This is a genomic window from Colwellia polaris (assembly GCF_002104515.1).
Classification (GTDB): domain Bacteria; phylum Pseudomonadota; class Gammaproteobacteria; order Enterobacterales; family Alteromonadaceae; genus Cognaticolwellia; species Cognaticolwellia polaris.
In genome coordinates this window covers 169,602-181,699 of sequence record NZ_NBOE01000005.1, presented here as the reverse complement: position 1 = coordinate 181,699, position 12,098 = coordinate 169,602, and the positions used below count along the sequence as shown (strand labels likewise).

Annotated in this window: 10 protein-coding genes; 9 read left to right on the top strand and 1 reads right to left on the bottom strand. The window is 38.0% G+C overall.

Translation table 11 applies throughout. The features are described 5' to 3' along the window. Positions 1 to 64: 64 nt before the first annotated feature. Positions 65 to 772: a bifunctional 2-polyprenyl-6-hydroxyphenol methylase/3-demethylubiquinol 3-O-methyltransferase UbiG gene (ubiG, locus tag B6A32_RS10490; RefSeq protein ID WP_085303703.1), complete on the bottom strand. Its 708-nt coding sequence runs from the start codon at positions 770 to 772 to the stop codon at positions 65 to 67. Positions 773 to 1,234: 462 nt separating this feature from the next. Between ubiG and gyrA the strand changes: the two genes are divergently transcribed. From gyrA to pyrF, 9 genes are all read left to right on the top strand, one after another. Beyond that, positions 1,235 to 3,964 carry a DNA topoisomerase (ATP-hydrolyzing) subunit A gene (gene gyrA / locus B6A32_RS10485; RefSeq protein ID WP_085303701.1) on the top strand — a complete coding sequence of 910 codons (2,730 nt, stop codon included), beginning with the start codon at positions 1,235 to 1,237 and terminating at the stop codon, positions 3,962 to 3,964. Positions 3,965 to 4,394: 430 nt separating this feature from the next. Then, complete coding sequence (gene serC, locus B6A32_RS10480) at positions 4,395 to 5,480, top strand: 3-phosphoserine/phosphohydroxythreonine transaminase (RefSeq protein ID WP_085303699.1); 1,086 nt, start codon at positions 4,395 to 4,397, stop codon at positions 5,478 to 5,480. Position 5,481: 1 nt separating this feature from the next. Next, positions 5,482 to 6,762, top strand: a complete 1,281-nt coding sequence (gene aroA, locus B6A32_RS10475) for a 3-phosphoshikimate 1-carboxyvinyltransferase (RefSeq protein WP_085303697.1) — start codon at positions 5,482 to 5,484, stop codon at positions 6,760 to 6,762. Between the two features lie 86 nt (positions 6,763 to 6,848). After that, complete coding sequence (gene cmk / locus B6A32_RS10470; protein ID WP_085303694.1) at positions 6,849 to 7,529, top strand: (d)CMP kinase; 681 nt, start codon at positions 6,849 to 6,851, stop codon at positions 7,527 to 7,529. 108 nt (positions 7,530 to 7,637) lie between these two features. After that, positions 7,638 to 9,305, top strand: a complete 1,668-nt coding sequence (gene rpsA / locus B6A32_RS10465; RefSeq protein ID WP_085303692.1) for a 30S ribosomal protein S1 — start codon at positions 7,638 to 7,640, stop codon at positions 9,303 to 9,305. A 94-nt stretch (positions 9,306 to 9,399) separates the two neighbouring features. Further along, positions 9,400 to 9,687, top strand: a complete 288-nt coding sequence (gene ihfB, locus B6A32_RS10460) for an integration host factor subunit beta (protein WP_085303690.1) — start codon at positions 9,400 to 9,402, stop codon at positions 9,685 to 9,687. A 70-nt stretch (positions 9,688 to 9,757) separates the two neighbouring features. Next, positions 9,758 to 10,009, top strand: coding sequence for a lipopolysaccharide assembly protein LapA domain-containing protein (locus tag B6A32_RS10455; RefSeq protein WP_085303688.1), 252 nt, complete (start codon positions 9,758 to 9,760; stop codon positions 10,007 to 10,009). Position 10,010: 1 nt separating this feature from the next. Beyond that, entirely contained in the window at positions 10,011 to 11,180 is a 1,170-nt protein-coding gene (gene lapB, locus B6A32_RS10450) for a lipopolysaccharide assembly protein LapB (RefSeq protein WP_085303686.1), read from the top strand. 105 nt (positions 11,181 to 11,285) lie between these two features. Further along, positions 11,286 to 11,981, top strand: coding sequence for an orotidine-5'-phosphate decarboxylase (gene pyrF, locus B6A32_RS10445; RefSeq protein ID WP_085303684.1), 696 nt, complete (start codon positions 11,286 to 11,288; stop codon positions 11,979 to 11,981). Positions 11,982 to 12,098: the final 117 nt, after the last annotated feature.

Below are 12,098 nucleotides of genomic sequence, written 5' to 3'. Positions count from 1 at the left end.
CGCGTTGTTTTTAAAGGTTTAATATAAACATTAAACAACGCGATGATTGCGTGTCTTATATAAGTTAAAGACGCTGGCAACACAAAATATAATTAACATCTAGTGATGAGGTTAATTTATGGTTTTCAGTTAATGGGTTGTAATGAATGCCAGCAGCATCTATACATTTTAAATCAAACGATTCAGCCCAACCGATTAATGTAGAAGGGCGGATAAAGCTTTTATGATCATGCGTACCATCAGGCACTAACTTTAAAATTTTCTCAGCAGCAACAATTGCGAGCAAATAAGCCTTTAACGATTTATTTAAGGTCGAGAAAAAAACAAAGCCGCCGGGTTTAACCATTTGTGCACAGGCCTTTATAATAGAAGCTGGGTCTGGCACATGTTCAAGCATTTCCATGCAAGTTACTACATCATATTGTTCTGGTTGTTGCTGCGCTTTTTCTTCAGCGGTAATTTTTTGGTAATCAACGCTTACACCTGTTTCTAATGCGTGTAGTTTAGCGACATTTAGTGGCTCTTGCCCCATATCAATACCTGTCACTTCAGCGCCAAGCTGCGCTAGGCTCTCGGCTAAAATACCGCCGCCACAGCCAACATCAATAATTTTTTTAGAAAATATATCGCCAACATGCTGACAAATAAATTGTCGGCGTAGCGGGTTGATTTGATGTAAAGGTTTAAAATCACCATCTAGTTCCCACCATTGACTGGCAACTTGTTCAAATTTGGCAATTTCATCAGGATTAACATTAAACGTGTTAGACATAAATATTTATCGTTGTTGGTCTATTAATGATTAAGATTCTAAACCAATAATTACGACAAGCCTAGTGGCAAAGGTTATTCACTGTAAATAAAGCCCATCTTATATTCGTTCAGCCAACGGTATTTGTTCTGCATAAGACGAGTTGCACAATACTGGCATTAATAAGATGGTTAGAGCGAGATTTGCTGTTTAAATCGACATGTGATTAAAATGCATACAAACAGCAATTTTAAGCAAAACAGCATATAAAAATAACTTAAAAAATATCTTTTAAATCATATCGGTATTGCCTAAATGCTTTATATCTAGCATTTACTTGAAACTTTAGCTTTTTAACGGCAGAATTAAGCAAAATAAAGCGGTATGGCATGACAAATATTTATGCTAGTATGCCGTGTTAATTAAAAATAATAATTTCGAAATTTTCTGAATTAGATTTACGTTAAGGGATACCATCAATTTATGACCGATTTGGCGAATAATATTGCTCCTGTCAATATTGAGGATGAGCTAAAAAGCTCCTATTTAGATTACGCAATGAGCGTTATCGTAGGTCGTGCACTACCAGATGTGCGTGATGGATTAAAACCAGTGCATCGTCGCGTACTTTTTGCGATGAACGTATTAGGCAACGACTTTAACAAGCCGTACAAAAAATCAGCACGTGTTGTTGGTGATGTAATTGGTAAGTATCACCCGCATGGTGATACGGCTGTTTACGATACAATTGTTCGTATGGCGCAACCATTTTCATTGCGCTACATGTTAGTAGATGGCCAAGGTAACTTTGGTTCTGTTGATGGTGATTCAGCAGCGGCAATGCGTTATACCGAAATTAGAATGGCGAAAATTGCCCACTCTATTTTAGCCGACTTAGATAAAGAAACGGTTGATTACGTTGCCAACTATGATGGCACGGAAATGATACCAGCGGTTATGCCAACTCGAATTCCTAACTTACTAGTTAATGGTACTTCAGGTATCGCCGTAGGTATGGCTACTAACATTCCACCGCATAACTTAACTGAAGTTATTAATGGGTGTTTGGCAGTAATAGATAATAGCGATATTAGCTTTGAAGAGCTTTTAGAGTTTATTCCAGGACCAGACTTTCCAACCGCGGGTATTATCAGTGGACGTGCGGGTATTCAAGAAGCTTACCTGACCGGTCGTGGTAAAATCAAAATTCGTGCTCGTGCAGAAATCGAAGTTGACGAGAAGTCGGGCAAAGAAACCATTGTAGTTCACGAATTACCATACCAAGTTAACAAAGCCCGCTTAATTGAAAAAATGGCTGACTTGGTAAAAGAGAAGCGTTTAGAAGGTATTTCTGCCTTACGTGATGAGTCTGATAAAGACGGTATGCGTATGGTTATCGAAGTAAAACGTGGTGAAGTAGGCGAAGTTATTTTAAATAACTTATATAAGCTTACCCAAATGCAAGTATCGTTTGGTTTGAATATGGTGGCACTGACTAATGGTCAACCTAAACTATTCAACCTACGTGAAATGCTAGACGCCTTTATTTTGCATCGTCGTGAAGTCGTAACACGTAGAACGATATTTGAATTACGTAAAGCTCGTGAACGTGCACATTTACTTGAAGGCTTGTCGATTGCGCTTTCAAATATTGATCCGATTATTGCCTTAATTAAAAACTCACCAACACCGAGTGAAGCTAAAGAACAATTGTTAGCTCAAGGTTGGGACTTAGGCCTTGTGTCTGACATGCTAGCTGCTGCTGGTGATGACGCTGCTCGTCCTGAGTGGGTTGAAGATGATTTTGGTATTCGTGATGGTCAATATTTTTTAACGCCTCCACAAGCACAAGCTATTCTAGATTTACGTTTACATAAATTAACGGGTCTAGAACACGAAAAAATCTTAAGTGAATATAAAGCATTATTAGAAGTTATTGCTGAATTACTTCATATTTTAGCAACGCCTTCTCGCTTGATGGAAGTTATCCGTGAAGAACTTGAAGTCATTCGTGATGAATTTGGTGATGAACGTCGCACTGAAATTACCAACGCTTCACACGATTTATCGATGGAAGATTTGATCACAGAAGAAGATGTGGTCGTAACACTTTCTCATGAAGGTTATGTTAAATATCAAATATTAAGTGATTACCAAGCACAACGACGTGGTGGTAAAGGTAAAGCGGCAACTAAGATGAAAGAAGAAGATTTCATCGAACGTTTATTAATCGCTAATACCCACGATACTATTTTATGTTTCTCAGATCGCGGTAAACTTTACTGGTTAAAAGTGTTCCAATTGCCACTAGCAAGCAGAACAGCACGTGGACGTCCAATTGTTAATATTTTACCACTTGAAGATGGTGAGCGTATTACGGCAATTTTACCGGTACGTGAATACGAAGAAGACAAGTTCATTATTATGGCGACTGCTTCTGGTACAGTTAAGAAAACAGCATTAACGGCATACAAAAACCAACGAGCTAACGGTATTATTGCGTTAAACCTCCGTGACGACGACACTCTTATTGGTGTTGATATTACCGATGGCGATAACGACATTATGTTGTTCTCAGACGCTGGTAAAGTGGTACGTTTCAACGAGAAGAAACGTGACAGTGAAACGGGTGAGATAAAAGTTGATCCTGAAACAGGCGAGCAATTATGGGCGTTAAAACCTATTGGTCGTACCGGCACTGGTGTTCGCGGTATTAAGTTAGAGGGCGATCAAAAGGTTGTGTCTCTAATTGTTCCGAAAAATGATGGTCCGATATTAACTATTACTGAAAATGGCTACGGTAAGCGTACGGCATTGGAAGAATACCCTGCGAAAAGTCGAGCGACTAAAGGTGTTGTTTCAATTAAAGTGAGTGAACGTAATGGTCCAGTGGTTGGTGCAGTACAAGTTGAAGAACAAGACGAAATAATGTTGATCACTGATAACGGTACGTTAGTTCGTACTCGTGTAGGCGAAGTCAGCGTTATTGGTCGTAATACTCAAGGTGTTCGTATTATCCGTACCATTGAAGGCGAGCATGTAGTTGCCTTACAACGTATCGATGAAATTGAAGAAGTTGAGACCTTTGAAGTAGATGAGAATGGTGAGCCAACAACCACTCAAATAGAAGCAGGTGAACAAGTTGAAACACCTGAATCTGATGAGAGTAAAGGTGAAGATTCTAAGCTCAATGATGACGATACTGCAGAGTAACCGTTATTAAAGTAAGAAAGGCGGTTTATACCGCCTTTTTTTATGAGCAAAATTTGAGATAAAAGTTATATCAAAGTTGATTTTTGAATTGATGATAACGATTAAATAGGTATGCTAGAGTCCTTAAAAATCAAATGAAACAGTTAAACTACCTTGATAAATTAGCAGATCATATTTAACGATTAAAATGAATAACTACACGGTTATAGAATTCATAAGAATATATACGCCTAACTAGATTTTATACCCTGTAATTATTCATATTACTTATGACAGAATAGAGCTCTTCATTAATCAATTTGGTATTCAACTAACTGTTTTCAATAAAGACATAATGTTCAAATGATGGCGTTAACTATTTTAGAGAGTGTTAACTCATTTTATATCATTATCGGGTGATAAATTAAATTAACGAAAGGTGAAGTTTTAGATGTCTAGTGTTTACAATTTTTGCGCAGGTCCTGCAATGTTACCTGTTGATGTGATGAAAAAGGCGCAAAGTGAATTTTTAAATTTTGCCGATACAGGCAGCTCAGTAATGGAGTTGAGTCATCGTAGCAAAGAGTTTATTGCTGTAGCCGAAAATGCTGAAGCCAACTTACGATCTTTAATGGCAGTTCCCGATAATTATAAAGTGTTGTTTTGTCACGGCGGTGGTCGTGGTCAATTTTCAGCAGTAGCATTAAACCTTTTAGGTGAGACTAAAAATGCTGACTACATTGTAACAGGTGCTTGGTCAAAAGCCGCAGCAGAAGAGGCATGTCATTATGGCAATATTAACGTTATCAACGCTATCGATAATGTTAATGGCGAACAACGTGTAAAACCTAGTAATGATTGGGCATTAAGCGCTAATGCAGCTTATGTTCATTACTGCCCTAATGAGACTGTAGATGGAATCGAAATCTTTGATATTCCAGATACCGGGGAGATCCCACTAATTGCCGATATGTCTTCTACTATTTTGTCTCGCGAATTTGATGTCAGTAAATTTGGTTTGATTTATGCCGGTGCTCAAAAAAATATCGGCCCATCGGGTTTAACTATCGTTATTGTTAGAGAAGATTTACTGGGTAATGCACATATAGATACTCCTTCGATAATGAATTATCAGGTTTTAGCAGAAAATGGCTCTATGTATAACACACCACCTACTTATGCATGGTATTTAGCAGGTTTGGTTTTTGAATGGTTACAAGAAAAGGGGGGCGTTAGCGCTATTGCTGATATTAATCAACAAAAAGCACAGCTTTTATATCAGTATATTGATCAAAGTAGCTTTTATACAAATTCAATAGTTTCAGAGAATAGAAGCTTGATGAATGTTCCATTTTGGTTAACTGACGACAGTTTATCAGCAGACTTTGTAAAACAAGCTGAGGCTGAAGGATTAACAGCATTAAAAGGTCATCGTATGGTTGGCGGAATGCGAGCCAGTATATATAACGCAATGCCAATTGAAGGTGTAGAAGCGTTAATTAATTTTATGAAAAAATTTGCAGCAGAGGCTAAATAATATGGAGCAACTAACTCTACAACCAATTAATAAAATAAATGGTGAAGTGTTTTTACCTGGCTCAAAGAGCCTATCGAATCGTGCTTTATTAATAGCAGCGCTTGCTAAGGGTGAAACAAAAATCACTAATTTGTTAGTGAGTGACGATATTAATTACATGTTAGGCGCCTTAAAAACTTTAGGTATTCAATATACCTTAAGTGATTGTGGTACTGAGTGTACTGTTATTGGCAATAATGGCTTTTTTAAGACAAGTGAATCGTTAGAGCTATATCTTGGTAATGCAGGTACTGCAATGCGACCGTTATGTGCCGCACTTGCTGCAAGCCAAGGTGAGTTTGTATTAACGGGTGAACCAAGAATGAAGGAAAGACCTATTGGTCACTTAGTCGATGCATTAGCGCAGCTTAATGCTGATATCGAATACCTAGAAAACAAAGATTACCCGCCGGTAAAAATTAATGGTAAAGCGCTATCTGGCAGTACTGTTAGTATTGATGGCTCTATTTCAAGTCAATTTCTAACAGCAATTTTGATGGTAGCGCCTTTACTTAATACCGATACAAATATTGTTATAGAAGGTGAGTTAGTCTCAAAACCTTATATTGATATTACGCTCGATATTATGTCGAGATTTGGCGTCACGGTACAAAATAATGAATATCAATCATTTACAGTAAAAGGCAAACAATCTTATCAAGCTGTTGATAAATACATGGTAGAAGGTGATGCATCATCTGCATCATATTTTTTAGCTGCAGGTGCTATAAAAGGTGGCGAAATTACCGTACACGGCGTGGGCAAATTAAGTGTCCAAGGTGATAAACACTTTGCTGATGTGCTGGAAAAAATGGGCGCAGAAGTTATTTGGAATGATGAATCTATTACTGTGATTGGTAAGCCGCTTACGGCTGTAGATATGGACATGAACCACATTCCTGATGCAGCCATGACTATAGCTACCACAGCTCTTTTTGCCAGCGGCACAACAACTATTCGAAATATCTATAATTGGCGAGTGAAAGAAACTGATCGTTTAAGCGCCATGGCAACCGAACTAAGAAAGGTTGGTGCTGAAGTAGTAGAAGGCGAAGACTTTATTTCTATCACACCACCAACTGCTTTAAAACATGCTGATATTGATACTTATAATGATCATCGAGTTGCTATGTGTTTTTCACTTGTGGCCTTAAGTGATACGCCTGTAACGATTAATGATCCTAAATGTACAGCTAAAACATTTCCTGATTATTTCGAGAAGTTATCGACTGTTTCATCTTAAAAAGTGTTACAGAATAATTTATTACGCGATTTTGAATTGTAAATCCCGTATAATGCCGCCGATTTTCGACTTTAGGAGATAAATAAATGCAGGAAAGCATTCCAGTCATCACTATAGATGGACCCAGTGGTGCCGGTAAAGGAACAGTTGCCCGTATTGTTGCCGAACAGTTAGGTTGGCACTTATTAGATAGTGGCGCAATTTACCGCGTATTAGCGGTTGCCGCTCAACACCATAATATTAGTGTTGAAGATGAAGCATCTTTATTGCCTGTTGCTGCGCACCTTGATGTTCAGTTTCAAATATCTGCTGCCGGTGAAGGTAGTGTTATTTTAGAGGGCGAAGATGTTTCAAATGCCATACGTACCGAAGAAATTGGCGCATTGGCCTCTAAAGTAGCAGCATTTCCTCGTGTTAGAGAAGCATTACTAAGACGCCAACGTGCTTTTAAAGTTACACCAGGCTTAGTTGCAGATGGTCGTGACATGGGCACCGTTGTATTTGCTGATGCACCAGTTAAAGTTTTTTTAACAGCCAGTGCAGAAGAAAGAGCACAAAGAAGATTTAATCAGTTGAAAGGCAAGGGCTTTGATGTTAAAATCGGGCGCCTTTTGGATGACATACGTCTAAGAGATGAGCGAGATCAAAACCGCAAGGTTGCGCCGCTTGTCCCTGCAGAAGGTGCATTAATTATTGATTCTACTGAACTTTCTATTGAAGAAGTGGTTGGTAAAATCCTTTCATTTAGTAATGAAAAATTAATGTAAGCTGAAAATTAACCTTATGCCTACTGTACGGATGCACTGGGCAATTATTTAATTACCCCATGAAACAATGACGTTGACTGGATTAATAACTGAGTTTATATACAAGTTATGACTGAAAATTTTGCACAACTTTTTGAAGAAAGTTTAAAAACAATCGAAACACGCCCTGGTTCAATCATTAAAGGGACTGTAGTTGCTATCACTAAAGACAACGTTTTAGTTGACGCTGGCTTAAAATCTGAATCTGTTATCTCAATCGATCAATTCAAAAGCCTTACAGGTGAAGTTGAAGTATCTGTTGGTGATGAAGTTGATGTATCGCTTAAAGCTACAGATGATGGTTTCGGTGAAACTATTCTTTCTCGTGATGACGCAAAACGTCACGAAGCATGGCAAGTGCTTGAAAAAGCATACGAAGAAAAAGAAACTATTATCGGTGTTATCAACGGTAAAGTTAAAGGTGGTTTCACGGTTGAAGTTAGCAACATTCGCGCTTTCTTACCGGGTTCATTAGTAGATGTTCGTCCAATTCGTGACACTACTCACCTTGAAGGTAAAGACTTAGAATTTAAAGTTATTAAGCTTGATCAAAAGCGTAATAACGTTGTTGTTTCACGTCGTGCTGTTATCGAATCAGAAAGCAGTGTTGAACGTGATGAGCTTCTTGCTTCTCTTGCTGAAGGTATTGAAGTTAAAGGTATCGTTAAGAACCTTACTGACTACGGTGCATTCGTAGACTTAGGCGGCATTGACGGCCTACTTCACATCACAGATATGGCTTGGAAACGTGTTAAGCACCCAAGTGAAATCGTAAATGTTGGTGATGAAATCCAAGTTAAAGTATTGAAATTCGATCGTGAACGTACTCGTGTTTCTTTAGGTATGAAGCAGTTAGGCGAAGATCCATGGGTTGCTATCGCTAAACGTTACCCTGAAGGTGCTAAGCTTACAGGTCGCGTAACTAACTTAACTGATTACGGTTGTTTCGTTGAGATCCAAGAAGGCGTTGAAGGTTTAGTTCACGTTTCTGAAATGGATTGGACTAACAAAAACATTCACCCATCTAAAGTTGTTAACTTAGGTGACACAGTTGAAGTTATGGTATTAGAAATTGACGAAGAACGTCGTCGTATTTCTCTTGGTCTTAAGCAATGTATCCCGAACCCTTGGGAAGAGTTTGCTAAGAACTTCAACAAAGGTGATAAAGTATCAGGTAAGATCAAGTCAATCACTGACTTTGGTATCTTCATTGGTCTTGACGGTGGTATTGACGGTTTAGTTCACTTATCTGACATTTCATGGGCTGGCGGTGAAGAAGCTGTTCGTGAATACAAGAAAGGTGATGAAATCTCAGCTGTAGTACTTCAAGTTGACCCTGAGCGTGAGCGTATTTCTTTAGGTGTTAAACAAACTGAAGATGATCCGTTTAATCAATACCTTGCAGATAACAAAAAAGGTGCTATTGTTACAGGTAAGGTAATTGAAGTAGATGCTAAAGGCGCTAAAATTGAATTAGCCGAAGGTGTTGAAGGTTACTTACGTGTTGCTGATATTTCACGTGAGCGTATCGAAGATGCGACTACTGAATTATCTGTTGATGACAGCGTTGAAACTAAGTTTGTTGGTGTTGATCGTAAGAACCGCACAATCAGCTTATCAATCAAAGCTAAAGATCAAGCAGACGAGCGTGAAGCAATGGATACATTGAACCAAGCTCCAGAAGAAGATTCTGGTCTTAGTGCAATGGCAGAAGCGTTTAAAAACGCTAAGCTTTAATTCCTAGCTATACCAAGTGAAGAACTGCATTTAAGCAGTTCTTCTTAATGTTTAACCCCGATGGCGCGAAGCTATAGTGAACACTGGAGGTCAAATGACCAAATCAGAACTCATTGAAAGATTAGCAGATAAATTAAATCATTTAGCTGCGAAAGATGTTGAAGAAGCTATTAAAGAAATTCTTGAAATGATGGCGCACACTTTATCAAAAGGTGAGCGTATTGAAATTAGAGGTTTTGGCAGTTTTTCGTTGCATTATCGTGCTCCTCGCGTGGGACGGAACCCAAAAACTGGCGAGTCAGTAGAGCTTGACGGTAAATATGTTCCGCACTTTAAACCTGGTAAAGAATTGCGTGAAAGAGTTAATCTTTCAATAGCGTAATTGCAGAATTAATGAATAAACGGCATGCTATCAGCATGCCTTTTTTTTGTGTTGTTTTGGACGAACTGTTATGCGACTTTATATTACCGTTATACTTTTTCTAATTTTACTTGCTATCGCTTTTATTTTTGGTAGTCAAAATGATCAAATGTTTACTTTGAATTATTTGATTGCACAAACGCAAATTTCTGTGGCGAGTGCTGTAGGATTATTTACTGCAATCGGCTTCTTATTAGGCTTACTGTTTGTATTGTTTTGGAAACTTCTTAGCATGGTAAAACCGGCTAAGAAAGAGCAAGCGTTAACAGGAAAGAAGTCTTAATATGCTAGGGTTATTATTCTTATTACTACCTGTTGCTATGGGCTATGGTTGGTTTATGGGGCGCAATAGCGTCAAACAAAACAATCATTCCGCACAGCAAGAGCTTTCTATTAAATATTCTACAGGTTTAAATTATTTATTTTCAAATCAACAAGATAAAGCTATTGATTACCTTCTTGAAGCTTTAAAAGTTGAAGATGATACTGTAGAAGCACATTTTGCTATGGCAAATTTATTCAGGCGTCGTGGAGAGCTTGATAGAGCGCTGAAAGTACATGAGCATTTAGTACGCCAGAAACACTTACCTAACAGTGCCAAACAACAAGCTGTATTTGAGCTTGCAAAAGATTTTCTCAGTGCTGGTCTTTACGATCGCGCTGAAGACATGTTCCACAAATTATTAAAGTCAAAAATATACGGTTTAAAGTCATTAACCTCATTAATGCAGATTTACCAATCGACTAAAGATTGGAAGCAGGGTATTGCGCTCAAAAAGGCGATTGCTAAAACCCGTGACACTAAACTTTTACATACCTTAGCAAACTTTTATTGTGAACTTGCAACCTCCGCTCTTGAGAAAGACGAGTTTATTGAAGTTATAGAACTTCTAGATAATGCCTTGAGTCATGATCCTAATTCTTCTCGTGCAAATTGGTTGATGGCACAAATATATGAAAATCACCAACAATACAATGAAGCATGCCAATGCTATAAAGCCATTTATGAGCAAGACAAAGAATTTTTTCCTGATGTGATTGAGAAAATGTTTCTCTGTTATCAGGCACTTAATGCTGAAAAAGAGTTTTTTAAATTTATTCGAAAAGTTTACGAAGAAACTGGCAGTACTAGTGCGCTGATCATGTATTTATCACACATTGAGCAAGCTAAAGGTGGTAGTCACGCAAAAACTTTTATTCTAACAGCCTTGAAACGTAGACCAACTATTCGTGGCTTCAAGCACTTTGTTAAAATGCAAATGGATGGTAATCAATCTGAAAATACAGCGGATAACCTTGAAGTTATTCGTGAGTTAGTTACCGCCTATTTAAATGTTAAACATCGCTATAGTTGTAGAACTTGTGGTTTTAATTCAAGTACGCATTATTGGTCATGTCCTTCGTGTCATGATTGGGAACAATTAAAACCTATTCGTGGGTTAGATGGCGAATAAGTAAACTACGTGGCTGTTTTGTAAAATATATAAAGCCTGCTTATACAGGCTTTTTAGCGCAAAGTTCGTTGTATTATTAAAATATTTATTATTGAGGAGAGTTGCATGAGAGATGCAAAAGTTGTCGTAGCCTTAGATTTTGATAACAAAGAAAAGGCATTATCTTTTGTAGATAAAATTCAACCGAGCGACTGTCGTTTAAAAGTAGGTAAAGAAATGTTCACACATTTTGGCCCAGACTTTGTTAAAGCACTTGTCGATCGTGGTTTTGATGTTTTTCTTGATCTAAAATTTCATGATATTCCCAATACAGTGGCTAAAGCTGTCGCTGCTACTGCTGAATTAGGTGTTTGGATGGTCAATGTTCATGCGTCAGGTGGTCTTAAAATGATGGTAAAGGCGAAAGAGGCGCTAATACCTTATGGTGACAAAGCACCTTTATTAATCGCTGTTACAGTGCTTACCAGTATGGGAGAAGAAGATCTGGCTGGTATTGGTATCACTAAATCTCCAGCTGAACATGTACAACACTTAGCCACATTAACTAAAAAGGCTGGTTTAGATGGTGTGGTTTGCTCTGCAATGGAAGCAGAAACATTAAAAAGCTTACTAGGGAAAGACTTTAAACTTGTAACACCAGGTATACGTCCTGAGGGCAGCAATGCAGACGATCAAAAACGTATTATGACTCCTCGTCAAGCGTTAGATGTTGGCGTTGATTATCTTGTTATTGGTCGCCCGATCACCAAATCTGAAAGCCCACATAGCGTTTTACAAGAAATTAACCAATCAATAAGCTAAAGCTAACAAAAAAGTCAATTAATTTGACTTCTATTTGACAAATCTAAACAAGACTTCTAAACCTAATGAAGTGAATTATTATCTATAATGGTTCACTTATAAGGAAATTAACTCTAT

Excerpts from the sequence above, each read along its gene's own strand:
- ubiG (WP_085303703.1), bottom strand. The coding sequence starts at position 772 with ATGTCTAACACGTTTAATGTTAATCCTGATGAAATTGCCAAATTTGAA.
- gyrA (WP_085303701.1), top strand. The coding sequence starts at position 1,235 with ATGACCGATTTGGCGAATAATATTGCTCCTGTCAATATTGAGGATGAG.
- serC (WP_085303699.1), top strand. The coding sequence starts at position 4,395 with ATGTCTAGTGTTTACAATTTTTGCGCAGGTCCTGCAATGTTACCTGTT.
- aroA (WP_085303697.1), top strand. The coding sequence starts at position 5,482 with ATGGAGCAACTAACTCTACAACCAATTAATAAAATAAATGGTGAAGTG.
- cmk (WP_085303694.1), top strand. The coding sequence starts at position 6,849 with ATGCAGGAAAGCATTCCAGTCATCACTATAGATGGACCCAGTGGTGCC.
- rpsA (WP_085303692.1), top strand. The coding sequence starts at position 7,638 with ATGACTGAAAATTTTGCACAACTTTTTGAAGAAAGTTTAAAAACAATC.
- ihfB (WP_085303690.1), top strand. The coding sequence starts at position 9,400 with ATGACCAAATCAGAACTCATTGAAAGATTAGCAGATAAATTAAATCAT.
- B6A32_RS10455 (WP_085303688.1), top strand. The coding sequence starts at position 9,758 with ATGCGACTTTATATTACCGTTATACTTTTTCTAATTTTACTTGCTATC.
- lapB (WP_085303686.1), top strand. The coding sequence starts at position 10,011 with ATGCTAGGGTTATTATTCTTATTACTACCTGTTGCTATGGGCTATGGT.
- pyrF (WP_085303684.1), top strand. The coding sequence starts at position 11,286 with ATGAGAGATGCAAAAGTTGTCGTAGCCTTAGATTTTGATAACAAAGAA.